Below are 25,070 nucleotides of genomic sequence, written 5' to 3' on the forward strand. Positions count from 1 at the left end.
CGCCACCGGGCAAAAAATTCATCGCTGAAGCCGACCCGCCAGATGCACTGCCACGTCCACCCCGCTGCGCTCCAGCGAAATGGTCTCTCCTTCCCACGCTGCCTGCCGAGTCAGGCAGGTCAGTACGCCGCCGGGCGGCATCTCAATTGCCAGTCTCGCTTCGCGCTCGTTAGCGGAAATCACCGCCTCCTGCCAGCGCACGGTTCGCGCCATATTCATCGCTAAATCATCAGCGATCCTTTCCGGCTGCCAGAGCACGCGGCCTGTGCTGCCGCTCAGGTAGGCGCAGCGTGGACGAGCCAGCGTGACGGCCTCAAACGCCGCTATCAGCTTCTGCGCAGGTTCCGCCAGCAGCGCGCAGTGCGACGGCACGCTCACCGCTAGCCGTTTGGCCTTGCTTGCCCCTTTCGCCAGCGCGCGCTCGGCTACCTGCGCCATCCCGTCATCGGTTCCGGCGATCACGATCTGCGTTTCGGCATTCAGGTTCGCAATATAGGTTCCGGTGCCTTCAATCAGCGTCTCCACCTGCGGCAGGGTCAACCCCATAATCGCCGTCAGGCCATAGCCGTGGGGATACGCCTGCTCCATCAGGTCACCGCGCAGCGCTACCAGCCTCAACGCGTCCGCGAAGTCCAGCGCACCCGCAATAACCGCCGCAGGATAAGCACCGATGGACAGCCCGCTGACGATATCCGGCGACACACCGCGACGCTCAAGCTCGCGCGCCCAGGCCACGCCGGCAATCAGCAGCGAAAGCTGAACCGCACGGGTATGGGTTAACGAGTCTGCACTGTCCAGCGTATCCACTTCGGCGCCAAGCACCTCTCGCGCCTGTTCCAGCGCCACTCCCGGCAGGTTTTGCAGCATGCCTTCATGCTGCGTGCCCTGCCCCGGAAAAGTAAACAGTATTTTCATCACGCCTCCCTGTGCCACGGGTCCGCCACCAGGCGAGGTCCGCGGCGGGTTTTCAGCAGCGTTTTGCCGTCGCGCAGCCACTCCGCCAGCGCGAAACCTCCTTCGGAGGTATCGACCTGCGTATCCGCCCGACACAGCGCGCGGCTCAGCTGCGGCTGCCATGCGCTAAAAGCATCGGGGGAAATCGGCTGCGGAGCGCGGATCAGCAGATCAAGATCGCTGTCGGCATGAATAACCGGAATACCGGTTGCCAGCGCGTAGCCGGTGCTGCCGGTAATGCCCCACGTCCACGGCCACGCCTGCTGAGCCAGCTGCAGCGCCACCTGAACCGGCGGCTGGGTTATAAAGGGCGAACGCAGCAGGTCGGCGGCAACGCTCAGATCCTCGGGCGAAACCACGCGCAACACGTTTTCCGGCTTCACCCATCCGGCCGCCCGCTGGTCGCGACGCAATCCGCGTACGCCAACGGGAATACGGCCTTCGCTATCAACATCACGCCGCACCACGACCGGCAGGCCGCTATGCCAGGCCGCCTCCACCCAGGATTCGGTGATGCCTTCCAGCGCGTCATGCGCGGTAAGCCAGATGAGGTCATGCGGGCGTAATGTTGTGGTCATAATTACATTCCTGAAGTCAGCGAGATAAACAGCGGCAGCGACAGGATACACAGTACGGAGCTTAACAGCAGCACGGCTTCAGCATCCGGCGACTGCACGCCAAAACGGTTGCCGAACACCACGCCGAAGAAGCCCGCGGACAGCGCAATCATCAGGATGGCGGTGATCGCCACGGAGCCGTGCAGACCGAAGATTAAAACGATACCCCAGGCGATCGCTGGCTGGATCAGCAGCTTGGCGATAGTGGAAGTGATCACCATGGTGTTGATCTGAAGTTTACGCGCGGAGAGGATCACCCCGGTCAGGAACAGCGCCGCAGCGGTCGCGGACAGTCCCAGCGGTTTAATCGCGGCAAGCACCAGTTCCGGCATTTTGATGCCAATAGCGGACAGGATCACACCCAGCAGCGGGCCCATCACGATCGGTTTTTTAATAGAACGCCACATCAGCACCGGCAGCATGGAAAGCGTTGAACCCGAGTTATTGCCTTCGGCGCGCGCTTTCTCACGCTCCAGAATCAGCAGGCAGAAAGGGGTCATCAGCACTGAACCACAGGCGATAGAGACCGCGACGGACAGTGACGTGGAAGATCCTTCACCCAGCACGCTGCCCAGAATCGGCAGGCCAAGCGCCGCATAGTTTGGCAGGGCGACGGTCAGCGTCAGCACAGCCGCATCCTGCGGGGATTTTTTAAAGACTTGAGTGGCGAGGAAGTAGATGACCGCATAGGTGATCCACATCGCCAGGGTGAGCACCAGGATCAGCGGCGACTGGGCCACGATGCCGGTCCACGGCGTTTGCACGGTGGCGCTGAAAAGCGCGGCAGGCAGTGCAAAATCCATCACGAAGATATTCAGCAGGGAAACATTTTTGTTATCGACCATCTTTGCCTTACCGGCCCAGAATCCCAGCAGCATGATGACAAAAATCGGTGCAAGAGCATGAACAATTACGTAAGTCATAAATCACCTGTAGTAAAAAAGTTTAAGCACTGGCGCGATGTTTATTATTTTCAGGATGCAGGTTCCCGCGTGGACGCAGCGGGCGCGCCCACGGGGTGATGCATCTGGCAGGTCTCTTTTTACTTACCAGCTGGCTCGCATACGTTCACGTACGAGCGCCGAGCTGCGGCGATTGTCAGCACCCAGACGGTTTTTCAACGTAGTGTCCTGACGAGCGTCACTGATGGCCTGTTGCAGGGTGGATTTCACCAGCGTCAGATCATTATCGGAGGGGGCATCCGGGTTGCTGATATCCAGCAGGTTAGAGAGCAGCCCCAGCGTGGCGTAGTTGCTGATGTCGTAGGCCATTGGCGGAATGGTCGCCGCCAGTTTTTCCAGCGCGTCGACGGTACGCAGCGTGATGCGCGCCGCAGACTCTTTGCCCATCGCGTGGATCAGCACGCCTTTGTCGTTAAAGGCGATCAGGCGGTTAGCCTGGTAGCCGTGCGCCAGGAACGCGCCGGACATCGCCTTGCCGACGATCAGGCCAATCACCGGGTGACCGGCCAGGCGGGCATTTGCATAGGCTGCTGCCGCACCGGCCAGCGCCTGGTGAATACCAAACGCCTCTTCGCGTCGGCCATAGGCCTGGCTTGGGACGTCGATCACCGCCACAATCGGGCGCTTCACGGGTTTGTCAGCATCCGCCGCGACGGTTTCACTGACCACTTTCGCAAGCCACCAGCCTTCCAGCAGACCGACTTCCCCTTTCGCCGCGCGCGGGAAGTGGTTGTTGGCATCCGGCACCACGGCGACAAAGCGCACCGTTTCGCCGTTCAGCTCGCCGTCTGCCGCCCGGACGGATGGGCATAGCCCCTCGATATGTTTGGCGTTCGGGGCGAGATTTTCCAGCCAGATCTCGCCACGGCTTTTTGAATTACTCATCATTTCACCTCCCGGGCAAAAAGCGCTTTAATCTGTTCGGCATCGGCCTGTTTGCGGGTGTCGAAATTCGTCAGACGGTTCAGGTAATCGTCGTAGTTATCGGTGCGATGTTTCGCCGGTACGCCTTTGGCAATGGCTTCGTTCATCGCGGCTTTCACCGCGTTCACGCCGTCGCCCACCAGCGCGTCCACCAGTCCGCTTTCATAGCGCACTTCGCCGCCGGTCATGCTCCAGATAAACGGACGGTCGCGGGAGTCATACTCTTCAATGCCCGCCTCCTGCTCGATAACCTGCGGACCGTTGAGGCCGAGTCGCGCTTCGCGGGTCACAATCAGGTAGCTGCACAGCGCCGCGGCGATAGACATCCCGCCGAAGCAGCCCACGGTCCCGGCGACAATCCCGACGACCGGGGTATAGCGGCGCAGGTCAACGATCGCGGCGTGGATATCGGCAATCGCCGCCAGGCCGAGGTTGGCTTCCTGCAAACGTACGCCGCCGGTTTCGAGGCACAGCACCGCCTGAGTCGGAATGCCGTTGCGGTTATCTTCCGCCGCCAGCTCCAGCGCCGCCGCCATTTTGGCACCGGATACTTCGCCCATGCTGCCGCCCTGGAAGGTGCCTTCAATCGCCACCACCACCGCAGGCCGGCCATTGATGGTGCCTTTCGCGACGACCATGCCGTCATCGGCCTGCGGAACAATCCCCTGCGGCCCAAGCCACGGAGAGATAATGCCTTCAAAGGGATCCAGCAGTTCGCGGTAGCTGCCGTCATCCAGCAGCGCCTGCGCACGCTGGCGCGCTTTTAATTCGATAAAGCTGCTGTCATCACGCATGGTTCACCCCTTCAAAGACCTGTTCGATACGAATGCGCGCCACGCCCGGCGTCGCGCCGAAGTCGTGGATAGTCAGCTTGCCTGCGGGCAGGCTGCTGACGGTTTGCAGGCGGTTGAACAATGCCTCCCAGCGTCCACGGCTGTTGTCTACTGAAGTGGTGATATCAATGGTTAAGGTCTGGCCCGGTTCGGCGGTGAAAAGCGCCTCCATATCCCCGGAACCGACTACCCCTGCCAGCGCCCTGCCGCTTACTTCGCGGCTGGCGGGCACGGTCAATGTGATTTTTTCCATAACATCCTCTTAATGCTTTGAATAGGGCGTTTCGACGCGGTCAAGAAACAGCGTGGCGGCAAGCAGGTCTGCGGCTCCACCCGGCGAGGCGTTGAGCGACAGCATCTGACGGTCTAACCGCGCCAGCGCTTGCTGCCCCGCGAGCGCTGCGCATCCTCCGGCGTTCAGCACCGCACGGGCGCCGTTCTGCATGGCGTCCAGCCCCTCCATGCCAGCGCGCGACAGCACGCAGGTATCGGTGAGCGAGGTCATGATCGCCATCAGCGCGTCGAGTCTGGCCTGCGTTTCGCTGCTGCCGTTGAGACGGCTGAGGCGAAGCTGCGGCAGCGCGCGCTGCATAACGTGCGGAAACGCCTGCTGCGCCTCTTCACGTGCGCCCGGCACGCGGTAGCGATGCGTGGCGCGTAACCCCTTGCTGAACACCTTCGGCGCCGCATCATCCGGCAGCTTCGCCAGCTGAGCGGCGGTGTTCGCGACGACCTGCGCCCGGGCATCGCCGCCGAGCATCGCCACCGCGCTCACCAGCAACCCCAGCGCCCAGATCGCGCCACGGTGCGTGTTCACGCCGTCGGTAGCGGCCATCATCTGCCGTTCACCTTCGCGACCCAGGCGGCCAACGGTTTGCCTGAGGGCAATATCCGCCGGACGCTGCCAGCTCTGCTGCGCCAGCGCCTGAAACGTGGGGGTCAGGCTGTGAGCGGAGCGCTCCATCAGCGCAAGCGATAAATCGTGGTGCGCGCCGTTCCCCCGGCTGTCCACCAGACCGGGCTTCGGGCTTAAACGTGCTTCGTCAATCAGACACTGCGTGGCGGTTCGCGCCAGCCATTCGGCACCGCCTTCAACCTGGAGCTGGGGCAGAAGTTTCATTACCAGCTCCGGAATTTCGCAGGTGGGTTATACAGGCCACCGGACCACTCAACGAGGTCAGCCACGCTGCCCGCAGCCAGCAGAGAGCGGGTGGCGTCGGTGCGGCGAATACCCATATCTTCCGGATACACAACCTTTCCGCTCTGGCGCAGTTCCGCCACGCGTTTGGCGTCAACGCCCAGACCGATATCGGTGATACCCGCCACGGCGGCGACCATGGCGCGACGCTCTTCCAGATCTTTCGCCCGGTAGAGGTAAGCAATCCCCTCTTCCGTCAGCACGTGGGTGACGTCATCGCCGTAAATCATGACCGGCGCCAGCGGCATACCGGAGGCTTTGGCCACCTCGACGGCATCCAGTTTCTCCACGAAGGTTGGCTTCACGCCCGCCTGGAAGGTTTCCACCATCTGCACAACCAGCTTTTTACCGCGCTGCATCGGGTCAGGCTCGGTGATCATGTTCAGCCAGGCCGGTGTGGCATGGCGACGACCGTGCGGATCGTGGCCCATGTTTGGCGCACCGCCGAAGCCGGAAAGACGACCGCGGGTCACGGTGGAGGAGTTGGCGTAGCCGTCAACCTGTAGCGTCGAGCCGATAAACATATCGACCGCGTACTGACCTGCCAGCTGGCAGAAGGCGCGGTTAGAACGCATGGAGCCATCAGCACCTGTAAAGAACACGTCCGGACGGGCGCGGATGTACTCTTCCATCCCCAGTTCGCCGCCGAAGCAGTGGACGCTCTCCACCCAGCCGCTTTCGATGGCCGGGATCAGCGTTGGATGCGGGTTCAGCGTCCAGTGTTTACAGATTTTGCCTTTGAGTCCGAGCTGTTCGCCGTAGGTTGGCAGCAGCAGCTCGATCGCTGCGGTGTTAAAGCCAATCCCGTGGTTCAGGGACTGCACCTGGTGTTCAGCGTAGATGCCTTTAATCGCCATCATCGCCATCAGGATATGTTCCTGTTTAATCAGGCGCGGATCGCGGGTGAAGAGCGGTTCGATAAAGAACGGCTTGTCGGCAACCACCACGTAGTCAATCCACGAGCCCGGTATATCCACGCGCGGCAGGTCGCACTCGTCGTCCACCAGCTCGTTTACCTGTGCGATGACGATACCGTCGTGGAACGCGGCGGCTTCCACCAGCGCCGGGGTATCTTCGGTACTCGCACCGGTATAGAGGTTGCCTTTGCGGTCCGCTTTAAAACCGGCAATCAGCGCCACGTTTGGCGACAGGTCGACGTATAAACGTGAGTAGAGTTCGATGTAGGTGTGGATCGCACCGATTTCGAGCTGACCGTCTTCCAGCAGCTGAGAGATACGCAGGCTTTGCGTCCCGGAGAAGGAGAAGTCCAGCTTGCGGGCAATGCCTTTCTCAAAGATGTCCAGATGTTCGCTGCGGCCCACGCTCGGCATGATCATATGCAGATCGTGCACGATTTGCGGGTTTACTTCCGCCAGTGAACGGGAAAGGAAATCCGCCTGCTTCTGGTTGTTGCCTTCCAGCACGACTTTGTCGCCCGGGGCGATCAGTTTTTCCAGCATGGCGACAAGATCGCCGGTTGGCAGTACCTTGCCCTGCACCGGTACGGATGCCAGACGACGCGCTTTCTCACTGCGTCGGGTGTTCCATTGCCGGGTGGGTGTTTGCCCAGATAACATTATTAACCTCCTGATTCAGCACATCATTCTGATTTGCTTAACGTTGAGTAAAGTCTGCGCTCTGGCGAGAAAGGCATCAATTAAGCGTAGAGAGGAATCATTAGCCTGAGAGTAATAATCAAGGTAAAGATTTGTGATCGGGATCAGTTCATGCTTCGGAAAAACGGGCTAAACGGGGTACAATTCGGAAGGTATAGTAAATTTCTGACAAGAATCAGCATCGCCCTTATGACCCAAATCATTCCATCAGACTTCGACATTGCAGCCGAAGAGAGCGCAGAGTTCGTGCCCATGCGCGGCGTGGCTAACCCCCACCTGCAAACCATGCTGCCGCGCCTGATCCGCCGCAAGGTGCAGTTCACCCCGCACTGGCAGCGCCTGGATTTGCCGGACGGCGACTTTTTAGATCTCGCCTGGAGCGAAGATCCGGATCGGGCCAGACATAAACCCCGTCTGGTGGTGTTTCACGGTCTGGAAGGCAGCCTGCACAGCCCTTACGCACACGGTCTCATTGAGGCGGCGAAAGCCCGCGGCTGGCTTGGGGTGGTGATGCATTTTCGCGGATGCAGCGGCGAGCCTAATCGTCAGAAACGTATTTATCACTCGGGTGAAACCGAGGACGGCACCTGGTTCCTGCGCTGGCTAAGAGACAATTTCGGCGAGGCGCCAACGGCAGCGGTGGGGTATTCGCTGGGCGGCAATATGCTGGCCTGCCTGCTGGCGAAGGAGAGCGACGCCGTACCGCTGGATGCGGCGGTCATTGTCTCTGCGCCATTTATGCTGGAGCAGTGCAGCTATCATATGGAAAAGGGGTTTTCGCGGGTCTACCAGCGCTACCTGCTCAACCTGCTGAAAGCCAACGCCGCGCGCAAGCTGAAGGCCTATCCGGATACGCTGCCTGTGACGCTGCAACAGCTCAAACGCGTGAAGCGCCTGCGCGAGTTTGATGATTTGATCACCTCGAAAATTCACGGCTTTGCCGATGCGATTGACTATTACCGTCAGTGCAGCGCCATGCCTTTACTGAATCAAATCACGAAACCCACGCTGATTATCCACGCCAAAGATGATCCGTTTATGGATCATCACTCGATCCCGGCGCCCGATCATCTGCCGGCCAACGTGGAGTATCAGCTCACCCAATTCGGCGGACATGTCGGCTTTGTTGGCGGCACGCTGCGTCGGCCAAAAATGTGGCTTGAGACGCGAATTCCCGACTGGTTAACGGCATATCTGGACGGTAAATAATGATTATTCCCTGGCAGGATCTGGCTCCCGAAACGCTCGATAATCTGATTGAAAGCTTTGTCTTGCGCGAAGGCACCGATTATGGTGAACATGAGCGTTCGCTTGAGCAAAAGGTCAACGATGTAAAACGCCAGCTGAAAAGCGGCGACGTGGTGCTGGTGTGGTCAGAACTGCATGAGACAGTCAATATCATGCCTCGCAACGCGTTTCACGGCTGATCTTCCAACCTTTTCCGTCAGGGAGTTGCTATGTCTGCCAGACATCCCATTATTGCCGTTACGGGGTCGAGTGGTGCGGGAACCACCACCACCAGCCTCGCTTTTCGCAAGATTTTCGCCCAGCTGAATCTCCGTTCGGCGGAGGTCGAAGGCGACAGCTTTCACCGCTATACGCGGCCTGAGATGGACATGGCGATCCGCAAGGCACGCGATCTGGGTAAACACATCAGCTACTTTGGCCCGGAAGCCAATGATTTCGGCCTGCTGGAGCAAACCTTCCGCGAATACGGTCAGAGCGGTACCGGGCAGTCCCGTAAGTATCTGCACACCTACGACGAAGCCGTACCCTGGAACCAGGTGCCGGGCACCTTTACCCCCTGGCAACCGCTGCCGGAACCCACCGACGTGCTGTTTTATGAAGGATTGCACGGCGGCGTTGTCACACCTCAGCACGACGTGGCGCGCCATGTGGATCTGCTGGTCGGGGTGGTGCCGATCGTTAACCTGGAGTGGATCCAGAAGCTGACGCGCGACATGAGCGAGCGCGGCCATTCGCGCGAGGCGGTAATGGACTCGGTGGTGCGCTCCATGGAAGATTACATCAACTATCTCACGCCGCAGTTCTCCCGCACGCACATTAACTTCCAGCGCGTGCCGACGGTGGACACTTCCAATCCGTTCGCGGCGAAAAGCATCCCGTCGCTGGATGAGAGCTTTGTGGTGATCCACTTCCGCAATCTTGAAGGCATTGATTACCCCTGGCTGCTGGCGATGCTGCAGGGCTCGTTTATTTCCCACATGAATACGTTAGTGGTTCCCGGTGGAAAAATGGGGCTGGCAATGGAGCTGATCATGACGCCGCTGGTGGAGCGACTGATGGAAGGGAAGCAGATCGCGTGAACATGTTCCCTCTCCCCGTGGGAGAGGGTTAGGGTGAGGGCATCAACACGCACGATGCCCCAATAATTAAGCCTCGATCACTTCATACGAATGGGTGATTTTTACCGCTTTCTCCAGCATTAACGCCACAGAGCAGTATTTCTCCGCAGAGAGATCCACCGCGCGTGAGACCGCCGCGTCTTTCAGTTCTTTCCCGGTGACAACAAAGTGCAGATTAATGTGGGTGAACAGGCGTGGCGCCTCTTCGCGACGCTCTGAGGTGAGTTTAACCTCGCAATCCGTCACGTCATGACGGCCTTTTTGCAGAATCGACACCACGTCGATCGCACTGCATCCGCCTGCCGCCATCAGCACCATTTCCATTGGGCTTGGAGCTTTATCGCCGGAGTTACCATCCATCAAAATCTGGTGTCCTGACGCGGACTCGCCCAGGAACGTCAAACCTTCAACCCACTTCACGCGCGCTTGCATATTCATTAACTCCAACGTTGCATTTTTGGTGACAGATTACGCGTGCGTTACATTTCTCGCAATGGAAGGCGACCTGCATCATGCTGAAGCGAGACACCAGGAGACACGCGGCAAAAGCTATGCTAAAACACTCAGGATGCTACAGTAATACATTGACGTTACACATGTATGCAGAGGACATCAAACTTTACTGGCTGCGAAACGTTACGACAGCCGACTTCCCAGGGTATGGGTAAGAATTCGATTGCAACCCCAGAGTCCGGATGCATCTGATGACTCTGGTGACAGCTTATAACAGAGGATAACAGCGCATGGTGCTTGGCAAACCGCAAACAGACCCGACTCTCGAATGGTTCTTGTCTCATTGCCACATTCATAAGTACCCATCGAAGAGCACGCTGATTCACCAGGGTGAAAAAGCGGAAACGTTGTATTACATCGTCAAAGGCTCGGTGGCAGTGCTGATCAAAGATGAGGAAGGGAAAGAGATGATCCTTTCTTATCTGAACCAGGGCGATTTTATCGGTGAACTGGGCCTGTTTGAAGAAGGCCAGGAACGTAGCGCCTGGGTTCGTGCAAAGACAGCATGTGAAGTGGCTGAAATTTCTTATAAGAAATTCCGTCAGCTGATTCAGGTAAACCCTGACATCCTGATGCGTCTTTCTTCCCAGATGGCGCGCCGTCTGCAGGTGACGTCAGAGAAAGTGGGTAACCTCGCCTTCCTGGACGTGACTGGCCGTATCGCGCAGACTCTGCTGAACCTGGCGAAACAGCCAGACGCGATGACCCACCCGGACGGCATGCAAATTAAAATTACCCGTCAGGAAATCGGTCAGATCGTCGGTTGCTCCCGCGAAACGGTGGGCCGTATTCTGAAAATGCTGGAAGATCAAAACCTGATCTCCGCCCACGGTAAAACCATCGTGGTTTACGGAACCCGTTAATCCTGCCTAAACGGCGTGCCATCGCGAGGTGTCACGCCGTTTTTGTCTCTTTTCCCCATGTGGCGCAGGCTGATCTATCACCCGGAAGTTAACTACGCACTACGACAAACGCTGGTGCTGTGTCTTCCCGTGGCCGTGGGCCTGATCCTGGGACATCTTCAGCAGGGCCTGCTGTTTTCTCTCGTCCCCGCCTGCTGCAACATTGCCGGTCTGGACACGCCCCATAAACGCTTTTTCAAACGTCTGATAATTGGCGGCTCGCTGTTTGCTGGCTGTAGCCTCGCGGTGCAGCTTCTGCTGGCTCGCGATATTCCCCTGCCGCTGATCCTGACCGTGCTGGCGATGACCCTCGGCGTCACCGCCGAAATCAGCTCGCTCCATGCCCGTCTGCTTCCCGCGTCACTCATTGCGGCCATCTTCACCCTGAGCCTCGCCGGTAATATGCCCGTGTGGGAGCCGCTGTTGATCTACGCCCTCGGCACGCTGTGGTACGGGCTGTTTAACTGGTTCTGGTTCTGGCTGTGGCGGGAGCAGCCGCTGCGCGAATCTCTGAGCCTGCTCTACGTGCAGCTTGCGGATTACTGTGAAGCCAAATACACCCTGCTCACCCAGCATACGGATCCGGAAAAATCCTTACCGCCATTGCTGACGCGCCAGCAAAAGGTGGTAGACCTGATAAGCCAGTGCTATCAGCAGCTGCATATGCTCGCCGCCAACAAGAACCACGAATATAAACGGCTGTTGCGCACCTTTCAGGTGGGGCTGGATCTTCAGGAGCATATCTCCGTTAGCCTTCACCACCCGCAGGAGGTGCAAAAGCTGGTTGAGCGCAGCCATGCCGAAGCGGTGATCCGCTGGAACGCACAAACCGTCTCCGCGCGCCTGCGGGTGCTGGCCGATGATATTCTCTACCACCGCTACCCCACGCGCTTTAACATGGACAAACAGCTCGGCGCGCTGGAGAAAATTGCCCGTCAGCACCCGGATAACCCGGTCGGCCAGTTCGCCGCCTGGCACTTCAGCCGCATCGCCCGCGTGCTGCGCACCCAGCGCCCGCTTTATTCCCGTGACCTGATGGCGGATAAACAGAAACGTCTGCCGCTGCTGCCGGCGCTGAGAAGCTACCTGTCTCTGAAATCTTCCGCTCTGCGCAACGCTGCAAGAATTAGCGTCATGCTCAGTATCGCCAGCCTGATGGGCATGGCGCTCCACCTGCCGAAACCGTACTGGATCTTAATGACCGTGCTGTTTGTTACCCAGAACGGCTATGGCGCCACGCGGGTGCGCATTCTGCACCGGGCAGGCGGCACGATGGCGGGGCTGATTATTGCGGGCGTGACGCTGCATTTTCACGTGCCCGAAGGCTATACCCTGGCGGGCATGCTGGCGATCACCCTGATAAGCTATCTAATCATTCGCAAAAACTACGGCTGGGCGATGGTGGGCTTTACCGTGACGGCGGTATATACCCTGCAGCTGCTGACGCTTAACGGCGAACAGTTCATCATTGCCCGCCTGATCGACACGCTGATTGGCTGCCTGATCGCCTTTGGCGGCATGGTCTGGCTGTGGCCGCAGTGGCAGAGCGGGCTGCTGAGGCAGAACGCCCACGACGCGCTGGAGGCCGATCAGCAGGCCATTCGCCTGATCCTGAGCGACGACCCGCAGCCCTCCCCGCTGGCGTATCAGCGGATGAAGGTCAACCAGGCGCATAACGCCCTGTTTAACTCGCTGAATCAGGCGATGCAGGAGCCGGGCTTTAACTCACACTATCTTGCCGATATGAAGCTGTGGGTCACGCACAGCCAGTTTATCGTTGAGCACATTAACGCCATGACCACGCTGGCGCGCGAGCACACCATGCTGACGCCGGATCTGGCGCAGCGCTATTTGCAGTCGTGTGAAATTGCGTTGCAGCGGTGTCAGCAGCGTCTGGAGTATGACGCGCCGGGCGAGTCGGGGGATTCGAACATTCTGGAGGCACCGGAGACGCTGACCCACGGGCCGATGAGCACCCTGGAGCAGCATTTGCAGCGCGTGCTGGGACATCTGAACACCATGCACACCATTTCGTCGGTGGCATGGCGTCAGCGCCCGCATCACGGCATTTGGTTAACGCGGCGGTTAAAGCGAACCGAGTATTAGCCTTTTACGATCTTCTCGACCGCCGCGGCAAAGCGGGTTAACCCGTCGTCAATATCTTTCTCTTCCACCACCAGCGATGGCGCAAAGCGCATCACGTCAGGCCCGGCATTTAGCACCATCACCCCTTCGTGCGCGGCTGCGTGCAGGAAATCGCGCGCGCGGCCTTTGTACTGCGGCTTAAGCTCCGCACCAATCAGCAGCCCCATGCCGCGGATCTCGCTGAATACGTCGTACTTATTGTTAATCTGCTGGAGATGCTGCACAAACAGCTCGCGTTTCGCGCTAACGCCGTTTAGCACCTCTGGCGTGTTGATGATGTCGAACGCGGCGCCCGCCACGGCGCTCGCCAGCGGGTTACCGCCGTAGGTCGAGCCGTGAGACCCGACGTGGAACGCAGAGGCAATCTCCTGCGTCGTCAGTACCGCACTCACCGGAAAACCGCCGCCGAGCGCTTTGGCGCTGGTCAGAATATCCGGCGTCACGCCGTAGTGCATGTAGGCAAACAGCTCTCCGGTACGCCCCATCCCGCACTGCACTTCATCAAACACCAGTAGCGCCTGATGTTCGTCGCACAGTTCGCGCAGCCCTTTCAGGAATTCCGGGGTTGCCGCGGTCACGCCGCCTTCGCCCTGAATCGGCTCCACCACCACTGCGCAGGTGTGGTCGTCCATCACCGCTTTCACCGCGTGCAGATCGTTAAACGGCACGTGGATAATGTCGGCTGGTTTCGGACCGAAGCCGTCGGAATACTTCGGCTGGCCGCCAACGGAGACGGTAAAGAAAGAGCGTCCGTGGAAGGCGTTATGGAAGGCGATGATTTTAGTTTTGTACGGGCTATGGCGCGTGGTGGCGTAGTAGCGCGCCAGCTTAAAGGCGGTTTCGTTGGCTTCGGTGCCGGAGTTCATAAACAGCACGCGCTCGGCAAACGTGGCATCAATGATCTTGCGGCCCAGGCGCAGCGCAGGTTCGTTGGTGAACACGTTGCTGGTGTGCCACAGGGTTTCGCCCTGGGTTTTCAGCGCGTCCACCAGCGCAGGATGGCAGTGGCCCAGCGCCGTGACCGCAATACCGCCCGCGAAATCCACATACTCCTTGCCCTGCTGATCCCAGACGCGGCTGCCTTTCCCCTTCACCGGGATAAACTCAGCCGGTGCATAAATCGGCAGAATCACTTCATCGAATGTCGCGCGGGTAATTGCTGGTTGTTCAGTTGCCATGTCATGCCCATCCATTTTATGTCACATTCATTGTGAAAATATAATCACAAAATATGCATAAAAACTCACAACAAGGCAACAGATATTCAGCGATTGAGGAAATTTGCCAGCAGTGCGTGCCCCTGCTCGCTGAGGATACTTTCAGGGTGGAACTGGACGCCTTCGAGATCCCACTCGCGGTGGCGAATCCCCATGATCTCCTGCGTATCGCTCCAGGCGGTCACGTCAAAGCAGTCGGGCAGCGTCGGTGGGTCAATCACCAGCGAATGGTAGCGCGTCACGGTTAACGGGTTATTGAGCCCTGTGAATACGCCCGTGCCGGTGTGGGTGACCGGCGAGGTTTTGCCGTGCATCACTTTCGCGGCTCGCACGATGGTAGCCCCAAATGCCTGGGCAATCGCCTGATGACCGAGACAGACGCCCAGGATCGGCAGCCTGCCGGCATAGTGGTGAATAACTTCCAGAGAAATGCCCGATTCCGACGGCGTACACGGTCCCGGCGAAATGACAATTTTCTGCGGAGCCAGCGCCTCAATATCAGACAGGCTGAGTTCGTCGTTGCGGCGGACAACCACCTCCGCACCCAGTTCACAAAAATACTGGTAAAGGTTCCAGGTGAAGGAATCGTAGTTATCAATCAGCAGAATCATGGCGGCTCCCGAAAAAAATGCCGCCCTATTCTACTCAGATTCCCGCGCTTCGCTCACTACTTTGGCAAAGATAGCGCTCAGCGCGGTCAAATCGCCCGTGGCACCGCTTCGGTTCGCCGCCACCCACTGCTCGGGATCAATATCCCGCCAGTCCAGCGCGTAATTTGCGTGGATGGCCAGCTGCTCAAAGAAGACGCGCTGAGCAATGCCATTACCGCGCATAAAGGGATGCAGCATATTGATTTCACAGTAGTAATGGCTCACTTTTTCAACAAACGCCGCTTTTTCAAGACCCACAAGATACTTATCACTTTCCAGCGCCGCCATCAGTTCGTTACCCATCGTCTCGATGTACTCAAAATGGCAGAAGGGAATGTCACCCTTAAAAATATCGTCGGTACGGAATTCGCCTGCCTGCTTCATCTCTCTGTGATACAGATGGCGATGAATGAGGCACAGATGCGGTAGCCCGGGCGCTGAGGGCCCAAGCTCCAGCGTCTCAATGCCGGGCTCTGAAGGACCATTACCTTTTTCAAGGAGACAACTGGCCTGAAAATTGACGTTACGCTGTTGCTCCCAGAGACGGGATTTTTGCTTATCGGTGAGTTTTTTCACTTAACGCCTCCCTGAATAGTCCGTTTGCCACAAGTATAAGCAGCAAAACGCGCTTTCGCAGGGAGGGGTCACAACACGGGCGAGGATCGCCCGTGTCAAAGAGGATTACGGCAGAACTTTTGCAGAGATGATAACGACAGGCTTAGACGGCACATTCTGGTATGGACCGACATCGTGGGTCTGAACCTGAGAGATTTTGTCCGCCACGTCCATCCCTTTCACAATTTTACCGAAGACCGCATAGCCGAAGTCGCGCTGGCCGTGGTCGAGGAAAGCGTTATCCGCCACGTTGAGGAAGAACTGGCTGGTGGCGCTGTCTTTATCCGCCGTGCGCGCCATGGAGATGGTGCCGCGCTTGTTCAGCAGGCCGTTGTCCGCTTCGTTTTTGATGGGTGGGTTAGGCTGTTTCTGCTGCATCTGCTCGTTGAAGCCGCCGCCCTGAATCATAAAGCCAGGGATCACGCGGTGGAAGGTGGTGTTGTTATAGAAACCACTGTTCACATAGTCGAGGAAGTTTTTCACAGAAACCGGAGCTTTCTGGCTATTTAGTTCCAGCTCAATGTTCCCGGCAGAGGTGGTCAGCAGAACGTGAGGGTCCCCTTTGGCTGCCAGCGCAGCAGGGGAAACGGCAGAAAGAGCAAACACAGCTGCGACAGCCGCCAGTGTTGATTTGAGCATGAGAATTCCTTAACAAAGCGCAGTATAAAAAGCGAATGGCTTGATTCTAAAGAGCAGTATGAACCGAGACCAGCCTTTTACCTAATTTTACGAAATTGAAACAATTATTACTGCGCAAACGATTGGTTATACCGCCATTTAGTGTGATTTAGATCACACTAAAACCTGCAATGGCATATTCATTTCCCTTAAAAGATAGGAATAGATCACTTTAGCGACTAAAATCTGCCCGCTCTCAGCGCCCTACCGGCGCTTTTCTTTTTCTGAACAGGCCAGACATGACTAACAGCAATCGCATCAAGCTCACATGGATAAGCTTCTTCTCCTACGCCCTGACCGGCGCGTTGGTGATCGTCACCGGGATGGTGATGGGAAATATCGCAGACTACTTCCAGCTGCCCGTTTCCAGCATGAGTAACACCTTCACCTTCCTCAACGCGGGGATCCTGATCTCAATCTTCCTGAATGCCTGGCTGATGGAAATCGTCCCGCTGAAAACCCAGCTGCGCTTCGGCTTCGTGCTGATGGTTGCCGCCGTGGCGGGCCTGATGTTGAGCCACAGCATCGCCCTGTTCTCCGCCGCCATGTTCGTGCTGGGCCTGGTCAGCGGGATCACGATGTCGATCGGTACGTTTCTTATTACGCACATGTATGAAGGCCGCCAGCGCGGCGCGCGCCTGCTGTTTACCGACTCCTTCTTCAGCATGGCCGGAATGATTTTCCCGATGGTCGCCGCGTATCTGCTCGCGCGCAGCATTGAATGGTACTGGGTATACGCCTGTATCGGTCTGGTCTATGTCGCGATCTTCATTCTGACCTTCGGCTGTGACTTCCCGGTGCTGGGCAAAAAAGCGCAGGCCACCTCAGAGCCGGTGGCGAAAGAAAAATGGGGTATCGGCGTGTTGTTCCTCTCCATTGCCGCCCTGTGCTACATCCTAGGTCAGTTGGGCTTTATCTCGTGGGTACCTGAATACGCCAAAGGTCTGGGCATGAGCCTGAACGACGCGGGCAAACTGGTGAGCGATTTCTGGATGTCTTACATGTTCGGCATGTGGGCCTTTAGCTTCATCCTGCGCTTCTTCGACCTGCAACGTATTCTGACCGTCCTGGCGGGTCTGGCGACCGTGCTGATGTATCTGTTCATCAACGGTGCCCCGGAGCATATGCCATGGTTCATCCTGACCCTGGGCTTCTTCTCCAGCGCGATTTACACCTCAATCATCACCCTGGGCTCCCTGCAGACCAAAGTGGCTTCGCCAAAGCTGGTGAACTTCGTGCTGACCTGCGGCACCATCGGCACCATGCTGACCTTCGTGGTCACGGGCCCGATTGTGGCGCACAGCGGCCCGCTGGCCGCGCTGCACACCGCTAACGGTCTGTATGCCGTGGTGTTTATCATGTGTTTCATTCTGGGCTTCGTGACCCGTCACCGCCAGCACAATACGGCAACGACTACCCACTAATCGTTAAAACCCCTTTGCGTTCTGCAAAGGGGTTTTAACCTGCTTACCCGCTCTGACTGCCGATTCGTAAAAAACCCCGTCAAATTTGTGCGAAAAACAAGCAAGCACAAAAATCAAACAATATCCGTTACTTATAAAAAACCTGACAAATCATAGATATACCCACTAAGGGGTAGGTGAAGGCGTATTTGATTTGCATCAATAAGTGCCTCTGCTGAATCGTTAAGGTAGGCAGTAATAGAAAAGAAATCGAGGCAAAAATGAGCAAAGTCAGACTCGCTATCATCGGTAACGGCATGGTCGGCCACCGCTTTATTGAGGATCTTCTCGATAAAGCCGATGCTGACCAGTTCGATATTACCGTGTTCTGTGAAGAACCCCGCAAGGCGTACGACCGTGTGCACTTGTCTTCCTACTTCTCTCACCATACCGCCGAAGAGCTCTCTCTGGTGCGCGAAGGTTTTTACGAGAAGCATGGCGTAAAAGTGCTGGTGGGCGAACGCGCTATCACCATCAACCGTCAGGAGAAAGTGATCCACTCCAGCGCCGGGCGTACGGTTTTTTACGATAAGCTGATCATGGCGACTGGCTCGTATCCGTGGATCCCGCCGATTAAAGGGTCGGAAACCCAGGATTGCTTCGTTTACCGTACCATTGAAGACCTCAACGCCATTGAATCCTGCGCACGTCGAAGCAAACGCGGTGCGGTTGTTGGCGGTGGCCTGCTGGGCCTGGAAGCGGCAGGCGCGCTGAAAAACCTCGGCGTTGAAACCCACGTTATCGAATTTGCCCCGATGCTGATGGCGGAACAGCTGGACCACATGGGCGGCGACCAGCTGCGTCGTAAAATCGAAAGCATGGGTGTGAAGGTTCACACCAGCAAGAACACCAAAGAGATCGTGCAGGAAGGCACAGAGGCGCGTAAAACCATGCGCTTTGCCGACGGCAGCGAGCTGGAAGTGGACTTTATCGTCTTCTCCACCGGTATTCGTCCGCGCGATAAGCTCGCCACTCAGTGCGGCCTGGCGGTAGCGCAGCGCGGCGGGATCATGATTAACGATACCTGCCAGACCTCCGATCCGGATATCTACGCCATCGGCGAGTGCGCCAGCTGGAATAACCGCGTGTACGGTCTGGTGGCGCCAGGGTACAAAATGGCGCAGGTCGCCGTGGACCATATCCTCGGTAGCGAAAACGCCTTCACCGGCGCAGACATGAGCGCCAAGCTGAAGCTGCTGGGCGTGGACGTAGGCGGTATCGGCGATGCGCATGGCCGCACCCCGAACTCCCGCAGCTACGTCTATCTGGACGAAAGCAAAGAGGTCTACAAACGCCTTATCGTCAGCCAGGACAACAAAACCCTGCTCGGTGCGGTGCTGGTGGGCGATACCAGCGACTTCGGTAACCTGCTCCAGCTGGTGCTGAACGCCATTGAGCTGCCGGAAAACCCGGACGCGCTGATCCTGCCGGCGCACGCCTCCAGCGGTAAACCATCTATCGGCGTAGATAAACTGCCTGACAGCGCGCAGATTTGCTCCTGCTTCGACGTCACCAAAGGCATGCTGATCTCCGCCATCAACAAAGGCTGCCACACCGTTGCGGCGCTGAAGGCCGAAACCAAAGCCGGTACCGGCTGCGGCGGCTGTATTCCACTGGTGACTCAGGTGCTGAACGCTGAACTGGCGAAACAGGGCATCGAAGTGAACAACAACCTTTGCGAGCACTTCGCTTACTCTCGCCAGGAGCTGTATCACCTGATCCGTGTGGAAGGCATCAAGTCCTTCGACGAACTGCTGGAGAAACACGGCCAGGGCTACGGTTGTGAAGTGTGTAAGCCGACCGTCGGCTCCCTGCTGGCGTCCTGCTGGAATGAGTACGTGCTCAAACCAGAACACACGCCGCTGCAGGACACCAACGATAACTTCCTGGCGAACATCCAGAAAGACGGTACTTACTCCGTCATTCCGCGTTCCGCTGGTGGCGAAATCACCCCGGAAGGGCTGGTCGCCGTGGGCCGTATCGCCCGTGAATTTAATCTGTACACCAAAATCACCGGTTCCCAGCGTATCGGCCTGTTTGGTGCGCAGAAAGACGATCTTCCGGAAATCTGGCGTCAGCTGATTGAGGCGGGCTTCGAAACCGGTCACGCGTATGCCAAAGCGCTGCGCATGGCGAAAACCTGCGTGGGCAGCACCTGGTGCCGCTACGGCGTAGGCGACAGCGTGGGCTTCGGCGTCGAGCTGGAAAACCGCTACAAAGGCATCCGTACTCCACACAAAATGAAGTTCGGCGTCTCAGGCTGTACTCGTGAATGTGCGGAAGCGCAGGGTAAAGACGTAGGGATCATCGCCACCGAGAAAGGCTGGAACCTGTACGTGTGCGGCAATGGCGGGATGAAACCACGCCACGCGGACCTGCTGGCGGCGGATCTCGATCGCGATACGCTGATCAAGTATCTCGACCGCTTCATGATGTTCTACATTCGTACCGCCGATAAGCTGACCCGTACCGCGTCCTGGCTGGATAATCTCGAAGGCGGTATCGACTACCTGAAGTCGGTCATCATTGATGACAAGCTGGGTCTGAACGAACAGCTGGAATCCGAGATGGCTCGCCTGCGCGAGGCGGTGATCTGCGAGTGGACCGAAACCGTCAACACCCCGGCGGCGCAGACGCGCTTCAAACACTTTATCAACAGCACCCAGCGCGACCCGAACGTGCAGGTGGTGCCGGAGCGCGAACAGCATCGTCCTGCAACCCCGTATGAACGCATTCCGGTGATGCTGGTGGAGGAAAACGCATGAGCCAGTGGGTAAACATCTGCAACATTAACGACATTCTGCCAGCAACCGGCGTCTGTGCTTTGCTGGGTAACGAGCAGGTAGCTATTTTCCGCCCTCGCCACGATGAACAGGTCTTTGCCATCAGCAATATCGATCCGTTCTTTGAGGCCAGCGTGCTCTCCCGCGGTCTGATTGCTGAACACCAGGGTGAGCTGTGGGTCGCCAGCCCGCTGAAAAAGCAGCGTTTCCGCTTAACCGACGGGCACTGCATGGAAGATGAAAGCTTCTCCGTGAAGCACTACGACGTCCGCGTGAAGGACGGCAAGGTGCAGCTCAAAGCGTAACCCTCCGCTTTTCCAATAGGAAAGGCTTATGACCCCTTATGGGTAACGGCAGGAAAAACCGTATGTTCTGTACGATTCCTGCTGTTATCCTGACGTCAATTCTTACCCCCTCCTTGAATGCTGTGAGGTAACGTCGTGGACCACCTGCCGATTTTCTGTCAATTACGCCATCGCGACTGCCTGCTTGTGGGCGGCGGCGATGTGGCTGAACGCAAAGCGCGCCTGTTGCTGGATGCTGGAGCCCGACTGATGGTCAATGCCCTCACTTTCGCTCCGCAGTTTGACGTCTGGGCGCAGGAAGGGATGCTCACGCTGGTGCAGGGGGAGTTTGATGAGTCCCTGCTGGATACCTGCTGGCTGACCATTGCCGCGACGGATGACGATGAAGTGAACCAGCGCGTCAGCGACGCCTGCGAAGCGCGCCGGATCTTCTGTAACGTGGTGGATGCGCCGAAAGAGGCGAGCTTTATCATGCCGTCGATTATCGACCGTTCACCGCTGATGATCGCGGTGTCTTCCGGCGGCCGCTCGCCCGTACTTGCCCGCCTGCTGCGGGAAAAACTGGAAGCTATTTTGCCGCAGCATCTCGGCCAGATAGCCCACTACGCCGGGCAGCTTCGCTCCCGCGTGAAGCAAACCTTCTCAACCGTGGGTGAGCGTCGTCGCTTCTGGGAGAAATTTTTCGTTAACGACAGGCTGGCGCAGTCGCTGGCGAATCAGGACGCGAAAGCGGTTGAAGAGACGACCGAGCAGCTGCTGAGCGAGCCGCTGGATCACCGAGGTGAAGTGGTGCTGGTCGGGGCTGGTCCGGGAGATGCGGGTTTACTGACCCTGAAAGGGCTCCAGCAGATCCAGCAGGCGGATATCGTGGTGTATGACCGCCTGGTCTCCGATGACATCATGAACCTGGTGCGCCGCGACGCCGACCGCGTCTTCGTCGGTAAACGGGCAGGCTACCACTGCGTGCCGCAGGAGGAGATTAATCAGATCCTGCTGCGTGAAGCGCAAAAGGGAAAACGCGTGGTGCGCCTTAAGGGCGGCGATCCGTTTATCTTTGGCCGCGGCGGCGAGGAGCTGGAAACCCTGTGCAATGCAGGCATTCCGTTCTCCGTGGTGCCGGGCATAACGGCGGCATCCGGCTGTTCAGCCTACTCAGGCATTCCGTTGACCCATCGCGACTACGCCCAGAGCGTGCGTCTGGTTACGGGCCACCTGAAAACCGGCAGCGAGCTGGACTGGCATAACCTGGCCGCTGAAAAGCAGACGCTGGTGTTCTACATGGGGCTGAACCAGGCCGCCACCATCCAGGCGAAACTGCTGGAACACGGCATGGAGGCTGATATGCCCGTTGCGCTGGTGGAAAACGGGACGTCAATCAAGCAGCGCGTGGTGAATGGCGCGCTGACGCAGCTCGGTGAGCTGGCGCAGCAGGTCGAAAGCCCGGCGCTGATTGTGGTGGGTCGCGTGGTTGAACTGCGCGATAAGCTGAACTGGTTCTCGAATCACTAACGCATATTCTCCCCCCTTCGAGTAGTCCTTAAGCGGACTACTCCCTTCATACCCCAGTCGATAACATACCGCTCGCATAGTGGAACTTTTCCATTTATTCCCTCGTGTTACATCCAATTTAAGATTTTTAGACAAGGAATGCGTATGTTCAAGCTGGCAAAAGCCGCCGTTCTGGTTGGCCTGTTATCGACTCTGACCGCCTGCACCGGTCACGTTCAAAATACTAAAAATAACTGCAGCTACGATTACCTGCTGCACCCGGCGATCTCCATTTCGAAGATCATCGGCGGTTGCGGCCCGGCGGCACAGCAGTAAGCGTTTTTCAGGCGTAAAAAAACCGGGGATTTCCCGGTTTTTTTATTGAGTCCGTATTTGTCGGGTGGCGGCTTAAGGTTTCGCCACAAACCCAATCGCCTCGTACACCGCTTTCAGGGTTTCGGACGCGCGCGCGCTGGCTTTTTCTGCGCCCTCTTTCATCACCTTCTGCAGGAAGGCTTCGTCGTTACGGTAGCGATTGTAGCGCTCCTGCAGCTCGGTTAGCATGCCGGAAACGGCCTCTGCCACTTCACCCTTCAGGTGGCCGTACATCTTGCCTTCGAAGTGTTTTTCCAGTTCAGGGATGCTCTGGCCAGTGACGCCCGAGAGGATATCCAGCAGGTTGGAGACGCCCGCTTTGTTCTGCACGTCGTAGCGCACCACAGGCGGTTCGTCGGAGTCCGTGACAGCGCGCTTGAGCTTTTTCACCACCGATTTCGGATCTTCCAGCAGGCCGATAACGTTGTTGCGGTTATCGTCAGACTTGGACATCTTCTTGGTTGGCTCCAGCAGCGACATCACGCGCGCGCCGGATTTCGGGATAAACGGCTCTGGCACTTTGAATACGTCGCCGTAAAGCGCGTTAAAGCGCTGGGCGATATCACGGCTCAGCTCCAGGTGCTGCTTCTGGTCTTCACCCACCGGCACCTGGTTGGTCTGGTACAGCAGGATGTCGGCCGCCATCAGCACCGGATAGTCGAACAGGCCAGCGTTGATGTTTTCAGAGTAGCGGGCAGACTTATCCTTGAACTGGGTCATGCGGCTCAGCTCGCCGAAATAGGTATAGCAGTTCAGCGCCCAGCCCAGCTGCGCATGCTCCGGCACGTGAGACTGAACGAAAATGGTGCTCTTTTCAGGATCGATACCGCAGGCCAGATAGAGGGCCAGGGTGTCCAGGGTGGCTTTGCGCAGCTTCTCAGGATCCTGACGCGCGGTGATAGCATGCAAATCTACGATGCAGTAAATGCAATGGTAGTCATCCTGCATGCTGACCCACTGACGCAACGCACCCATGTAGTTACCAATGGTCAATTCACCTGAAGGCTGTGCGCCACTAAAAACGATGGGCTTAGTCATTATTCAATTCCTGATGTTCACTGTGCGAAAGCCCGAGTGCGGGCAACAAATCTTTGAAGTGGTCGAACACAACATCCGGCTCACTCAGCGTAATAGCCTCACCGTAGTTGTAGCCATAGGTTAAACCGACGGAAGGACACCCCGCCGCTCGGGCAGCCAGAATATCATTACGCGAATCCCCGACAAAGAGCAGCTCCGCAGGCGTTAAGGATAATTTTCCTGCCACCAGCAACAGCGGCTCCGGATGCGGCTTCTTGTTCTGCACGTCATCCCCGCCTACAATCACGGAAAAATATTTCGCGATATTGAGCGCTTCCAGCAGCGGCGCAACAAACGGCGTCGGCTTGTTGGTCACCAGTCCCAGCGGGATGCCTTTTGCGTGCAGCGCGCTCAGGGTTTCCTGGACGTCCGGGAACAGGAAGCTCCCCTCCTCGACGGCCTCTTCGTAGAAACGATCGAACAGCTTGCGCAGAATACGCAGCTGCTCATCCTGCGGGATATCGGCATGATCGACGCTTGGTTTCCCCTGCGCGGAACGCTGCGACGCGCGTTCCTGACGAGCCCACGTCAACGCGCGCTCCATCAGGACATCGGCACCGTTGCCAATCCATGTAATCACACGATCTTCGCCCGCAACGGGCAGTTCCAGTGCATACAGCGCCTGATCGACGGCGCTCGTTAAGCCCGGCGCGCTGTCCACCAGCGTGCCGTCGAGGTCGAATGCCACACCCCGAATTGCCTGCAATTTATCCATGACTTACCTTCGCCAGCTCGCGGCGCATTTCATCAATGACTTTTTTGTAATCCGGTTGGTCGAAAATTGCCGAACCTGCAACGAACATATCCGCGCCCGCTGCCGCAATTTCGCCAATATTATTCACTTTCACACCGCCGTCCACTTCCAGACGAATATCATAGCCAGACTCGTCAATGCGACGGCGCACTTCGCGCAGCTTATCCAGCGTGTGAGGGATGAACGACTGGCCGCCAAAGCCCGGGTTAACGGACATCAGCAAAATCACGTCCAGCTTGTCCATCACGTAATCGAGATAGCTCAACGGTGTTGCCGGGTTAAACACCAGCCCCGCCTTACAGCCGTTCTCTTTGATCAGCTGCAGCGTGCGGTCAACGTGCTCGGAGGCTTCCGGATGGAAAGTGATAATGCTGGCGCCCGCTGCGGCGAAGTCAGGCACGATGCGGTCGACAGGCTTCACCATCAGGTGAACGTCAATCGGTGCGGTAATGCCGTAGTTACGCAGGGCCTTGAGCACCATCGGACCGATGGTCAGATTGGGAACGTAGTGGTTATCCATAACGTCGAAATGGACGACATCTGCGCCAGCTGCGAGAGCTTCCGCCGTGTCTTCACCCAGGCGGGCAAAATCGGCCGACAGAATTGAGGGGGCAATCAAAAACTGTTTCATCCGC

At 57.7% G+C, this 25,070-nt stretch carries 26 protein-coding genes; 10 read left to right on the top strand and 16 right to left on the bottom strand.

Annotated elements, in window-relative coordinates; genetic code table 11:
• Positions 1-18: 18 nt before the first annotated feature.
• The 8 genes from mdcH to mdcA all read right to left on the bottom strand — a co-directional run bounded on the left by mdcH (position 19) and on the right by mdcA (position 7,065).
• On the bottom strand, positions 19-915 hold the full coding sequence (gene mdcH, locus IB212_RS21205) for a malonate decarboxylase subunit epsilon (protein ID WP_062936177.1): 897 nt from the start codon (positions 913-915) through the stop codon (positions 19-21).
• Positions 915-1,532 (bottom strand): malonate decarboxylase holo-ACP synthase, encoded by a 618-nt coding sequence (locus tag IB212_RS21210; RefSeq protein ID WP_188246200.1) that lies wholly within the window; start codon positions 1,530-1,532, stop codon positions 915-917. Before IB212_RS21210 ends, mdcH begins: the two co-directional genes overlap by 1 nt.
• Before the next feature lie 2 nt (positions 1,533-1,534).
• Positions 1,535-2,494, bottom strand: a complete 960-nt coding sequence (locus IB212_RS21215; RefSeq protein WP_041911936.1) for an AEC family transporter — start codon at positions 2,492-2,494, stop codon at positions 1,535-1,537.
• Positions 2,495-2,617: 123 nt separating this feature from the next.
• A complete protein-coding gene (gene mdcE, locus IB212_RS21220; protein WP_047362599.1) occupies positions 2,618-3,418 on the bottom strand; it encodes a biotin-independent malonate decarboxylase subunit gamma in 801 nt (266 codons plus the stop codon).
• Positions 3,418-4,251, bottom strand: a complete 834-nt coding sequence (locus IB212_RS21225) for a biotin-independent malonate decarboxylase subunit beta (protein ID WP_041911935.1) — start codon at positions 4,249-4,251, stop codon at positions 3,418-3,420. Before IB212_RS21225 ends, mdcE begins: the two co-directional genes overlap by 1 nt.
• Entirely contained in the window at positions 4,244-4,543 is a 300-nt protein-coding gene (gene mdcC, locus IB212_RS21230; RefSeq protein ID WP_015571419.1) for a malonate decarboxylase acyl carrier protein, read from the bottom strand. The genes IB212_RS21225 and mdcC overlap by 8 nt, the downstream gene beginning before the upstream one ends.
• A gap of 9 nt (positions 4,544-4,552) precedes the next feature.
• Complete coding sequence (locus tag IB212_RS21235) at positions 4,553-5,410, bottom strand: triphosphoribosyl-dephospho-CoA synthase (protein ID WP_047362531.1); 858 nt, start codon at positions 5,408-5,410, stop codon at positions 4,553-4,555.
• Positions 5,410-7,065 (bottom strand): malonate decarboxylase subunit alpha, encoded by a 1,656-nt coding sequence (mdcA, locus tag IB212_RS21240; protein ID WP_040118174.1) that lies wholly within the window; start codon positions 7,063-7,065, stop codon positions 5,410-5,412. Before mdcA ends, IB212_RS21235 begins: the two co-directional genes overlap by 1 nt.
• A 228-nt stretch (positions 7,066-7,293) precedes the next feature.
• Between mdcA and IB212_RS21245 the strand changes: the two genes are divergently transcribed.
• Genes IB212_RS21245 through IB212_RS21255 form a run of 3 tightly spaced genes read left to right on the top strand, consistent with a single transcriptional unit; the run spans position 7,294 to position 9,431 of the window.
• Entirely contained in the window at positions 7,294-8,313 is a 1,020-nt protein-coding gene (locus tag IB212_RS21245; RefSeq protein ID WP_017693875.1) for a hydrolase, read from the top strand.
• A complete protein-coding gene (locus tag IB212_RS21250) occupies positions 8,313-8,531 on the top strand; it encodes a YheU family protein (protein WP_013099053.1) in 219 nt (72 codons plus the stop codon). The genes IB212_RS21245 and IB212_RS21250 overlap by 1 nt, the downstream gene beginning before the upstream one ends.
• A 30-nt stretch (positions 8,532-8,561) precedes the next feature.
• A complete protein-coding gene (locus IB212_RS21255) occupies positions 8,562-9,431 on the top strand; it encodes a phosphoribulokinase (RefSeq protein WP_028014646.1) in 870 nt (289 codons plus the stop codon).
• Between the two features lie 66 nt (positions 9,432-9,497).
• On the opposite strand, the gene IB212_RS21260 is transcribed toward IB212_RS21255, so the two are convergent.
• The gene (locus IB212_RS21260) at positions 9,498-9,902 is read right to left on the bottom strand and encodes an OsmC family protein (protein ID WP_008503018.1); all 405 of its coding nucleotides are present in this window, start codon (positions 9,900-9,902) and stop codon (positions 9,498-9,500) included.
• A 311-nt stretch (positions 9,903-10,213) separates the two neighbouring features.
• On the opposite strand from IB212_RS21260, the gene crp reads away from it, so the two are divergent.
• The gene (gene crp / locus IB212_RS21265; protein WP_000242758.1) at positions 10,214-10,846 is read left to right on the top strand and encodes a cAMP-activated global transcriptional regulator CRP; all 633 of its coding nucleotides are present in this window, start codon (positions 10,214-10,216) and stop codon (positions 10,844-10,846) included.
• Between the two features lie 57 nt (positions 10,847-10,903).
• A complete protein-coding gene (locus IB212_RS21270; RefSeq protein WP_041911932.1) occupies positions 10,904-12,991 on the top strand; it encodes a YccS/YhfK family putative transporter in 2,088 nt (695 codons plus the stop codon).
• Here the strand turns inward: IB212_RS21270 and IB212_RS21275 are convergent.
• The 4 genes from IB212_RS21275 to ppiA all read right to left on the bottom strand — a co-directional run bounded on the left by IB212_RS21275 (position 12,988) and on the right by ppiA (position 16,151).
• Positions 12,988-14,208, bottom strand: a complete 1,221-nt coding sequence (locus IB212_RS21275; protein ID WP_172976467.1) for an aspartate aminotransferase family protein — start codon at positions 14,206-14,208, stop codon at positions 12,988-12,990. The two genes, IB212_RS21270 and IB212_RS21275, sit on opposite strands and share 4 nt — an antisense overlap.
• 86 nt (positions 14,209-14,294) lie before the next feature.
• Positions 14,295-14,858, bottom strand: a complete 564-nt coding sequence (pabA, locus tag IB212_RS21280) for an aminodeoxychorismate synthase component 2 (protein ID WP_041911930.1) — start codon at positions 14,856-14,858, stop codon at positions 14,295-14,297.
• 30 nt (positions 14,859-14,888) lie between these two features.
• The gene (locus tag IB212_RS21285; RefSeq protein ID WP_028014650.1) at positions 14,889-15,473 is read right to left on the bottom strand and encodes a putative adenosine monophosphate-protein transferase Fic; all 585 of its coding nucleotides are present in this window, start codon (positions 15,471-15,473) and stop codon (positions 14,889-14,891) included.
• A 105-nt stretch (positions 15,474-15,578) separates the two neighbouring features.
• Positions 15,579-16,151 carry a peptidylprolyl isomerase A gene (gene ppiA / locus IB212_RS21290; RefSeq protein ID WP_041911929.1) on the bottom strand — a complete coding sequence of 191 codons (573 nt, stop codon included), beginning with the start codon at positions 16,149-16,151 and terminating at the stop codon, positions 15,579-15,581.
• A gap of 278 nt (positions 16,152-16,429) precedes the next feature.
• Between ppiA and tsgA the strand changes: the two genes are divergently transcribed.
• The 5 genes from tsgA (at position 16,430) to IB212_RS21315 (ending at position 22,565) form a co-directional block, all read left to right on the top strand.
• Positions 16,430-17,614, top strand: coding sequence for an MFS transporter TsgA (gene tsgA / locus IB212_RS21295; protein WP_188246201.1), 1,185 nt, complete (start codon positions 16,430-16,432; stop codon positions 17,612-17,614).
• A gap of 260 nt (positions 17,615-17,874) precedes the next feature.
• On the top strand, positions 17,875-20,418 hold the full coding sequence (nirB, locus tag IB212_RS21300) for a nitrite reductase large subunit NirB (RefSeq protein ID WP_041911927.1): 2,544 nt from the start codon (positions 17,875-17,877) through the stop codon (positions 20,416-20,418).
• Positions 20,415-20,741: a nitrite reductase small subunit NirD gene (nirD, locus tag IB212_RS21305; protein ID WP_041911926.1), complete on the top strand. Its 327-nt coding sequence runs from the start codon at positions 20,415-20,417 to the stop codon at positions 20,739-20,741. Before nirB ends, nirD begins: the two co-directional genes overlap by 4 nt.
• 135 nt (positions 20,742-20,876) lie before the next feature.
• Positions 20,877-22,250 (top strand): siroheme synthase CysG, encoded by a 1,374-nt coding sequence (cysG, locus tag IB212_RS21310; protein ID WP_041911925.1) that lies wholly within the window; start codon positions 20,877-20,879, stop codon positions 22,248-22,250.
• Positions 22,251-22,394: 144 nt separating this feature from the next.
• A complete protein-coding gene (locus IB212_RS21315; RefSeq protein ID WP_008503029.1) occupies positions 22,395-22,565 on the top strand; it encodes a YhfL family protein in 171 nt (56 codons plus the stop codon).
• Between the two features lie 72 nt (positions 22,566-22,637).
• On the opposite strand, the gene trpS is transcribed toward IB212_RS21315, so the two are convergent.
• Genes trpS through rpe form a run of 3 tightly spaced genes read right to left on the bottom strand, consistent with a single transcriptional unit; the run spans position 22,638 to position 25,066 of the window.
• Positions 22,638-23,642, bottom strand: coding sequence for a tryptophan--tRNA ligase (gene trpS, locus IB212_RS21320; protein ID WP_041911924.1), 1,005 nt, complete (start codon positions 23,640-23,642; stop codon positions 22,638-22,640).
• Positions 23,635-24,396 (bottom strand): phosphoglycolate phosphatase, encoded by a 762-nt coding sequence (gene gph / locus IB212_RS21325; protein WP_041911923.1) that lies wholly within the window; start codon positions 24,394-24,396, stop codon positions 23,635-23,637. Before gph ends, trpS begins: the two co-directional genes overlap by 8 nt.
• Positions 24,389-25,066: a ribulose-phosphate 3-epimerase gene (gene rpe, locus IB212_RS21330; RefSeq protein ID WP_023333698.1), complete on the bottom strand. Its 678-nt coding sequence runs from the start codon at positions 25,064-25,066 to the stop codon at positions 24,389-24,391. Before rpe ends, gph begins: the two co-directional genes overlap by 8 nt.
• Positions 25,067-25,070 lie beyond the last annotated feature (4 nt).

Origin of the sequence: Enterobacter sp. E12 (assembly GCF_014596715.2) — a bacterium.
GTDB lineage: Bacteria > Pseudomonadota > Gammaproteobacteria > Enterobacterales > Enterobacteriaceae > Enterobacter > Enterobacter bugandensis.

Coding starts and splice junctions, on each gene's coding strand:
- pabA (WP_041911930.1), bottom strand. CDS start 14,858: ATGATTCTGCTGATTGATAACTACGATTCCTTCACCTGGAACCTTTAC.
- mdcC (WP_015571419.1), bottom strand. CDS start 4,543: ATGGAAAAAATCACATTGACCGTGCCCGCCAGCCGCGAAGTAAGCGGC.
- nirB (WP_041911927.1), top strand. CDS start 17,875: ATGAGCAAAGTCAGACTCGCTATCATCGGTAACGGCATGGTCGGCCAC.
- IB212_RS21245 (WP_017693875.1), top strand. CDS start 7,294: ATGACCCAAATCATTCCATCAGACTTCGACATTGCAGCCGAAGAGAGC.
- trpS (WP_041911924.1), bottom strand. CDS start 23,642: ATGACTAAGCCCATCGTTTTTAGTGGCGCACAGCCTTCAGGTGAATTG.
- IB212_RS21225 (WP_041911935.1), bottom strand. CDS start 4,251: ATGCGTGATGACAGCAGCTTTATCGAATTAAAAGCGCGCCAGCGTGCG.
- mdcE (WP_047362599.1), bottom strand. CDS start 3,418: ATGAGTAATTCAAAAAGCCGTGGCGAGATCTGGCTGGAAAATCTCGCC.
- IB212_RS21275 (WP_172976467.1), bottom strand. CDS start 14,208: ATGGCAACTGAACAACCAGCAATTACCCGCGCGACATTCGATGAAGTG.
- mdcH (WP_062936177.1), bottom strand. CDS start 915: ATGAAAATACTGTTTACTTTTCCGGGGCAGGGCACGCAGCATGAAGGC.
- IB212_RS21260 (WP_008503018.1), bottom strand. CDS start 9,902: ATGCAAGCGCGCGTGAAGTGGGTTGAAGGTTTGACGTTCCTGGGCGAG.
- rpe (WP_023333698.1), bottom strand. CDS start 25,066: ATGAAACAGTTTTTGATTGCCCCCTCAATTCTGTCGGCCGATTTTGCC.
- IB212_RS21215 (WP_041911936.1), bottom strand. CDS start 2,494: ATGACTTACGTAATTGTTCATGCTCTTGCACCGATTTTTGTCATCATG.
- nirD (WP_041911926.1), top strand. CDS start 20,415: ATGAGCCAGTGGGTAAACATCTGCAACATTAACGACATTCTGCCAGCA.
- tsgA (WP_188246201.1), top strand. CDS start 16,430: ATGACTAACAGCAATCGCATCAAGCTCACATGGATAAGCTTCTTCTCC.
- crp (WP_000242758.1), top strand. CDS start 10,214: ATGGTGCTTGGCAAACCGCAAACAGACCCGACTCTCGAATGGTTCTTG.
- IB212_RS21235 (WP_047362531.1), bottom strand. CDS start 5,410: ATGAAACTTCTGCCCCAGCTCCAGGTTGAAGGCGGTGCCGAATGGCTG.
- gph (WP_041911923.1), bottom strand. CDS start 24,396: ATGGATAAATTGCAGGCAATTCGGGGTGTGGCATTCGACCTCGACGGC.
- IB212_RS21270 (WP_041911932.1), top strand. CDS start 10,904: ATGTGGCGCAGGCTGATCTATCACCCGGAAGTTAACTACGCACTACGA.
- IB212_RS21315 (WP_008503029.1), top strand. CDS start 22,395: ATGTTCAAGCTGGCAAAAGCCGCCGTTCTGGTTGGCCTGTTATCGACT.
- IB212_RS21210 (WP_188246200.1), bottom strand. CDS start 1,532: ATGACCACAACATTACGCCCGCATGACCTCATCTGGCTTACCGCGCAT.
- ppiA (WP_041911929.1), bottom strand. CDS start 16,151: ATGCTCAAATCAACACTGGCGGCTGTCGCAGCTGTGTTTGCTCTTTCT.
- IB212_RS21250 (WP_013099053.1), top strand. CDS start 8,313: ATGATTATTCCCTGGCAGGATCTGGCTCCCGAAACGCTCGATAATCTG.
- mdcA (WP_040118174.1), bottom strand. CDS start 7,065: ATGTTATCTGGGCAAACACCCACCCGGCAATGGAACACCCGACGCAGT.
- IB212_RS21255 (WP_028014646.1), top strand. CDS start 8,562: ATGTCTGCCAGACATCCCATTATTGCCGTTACGGGGTCGAGTGGTGCG.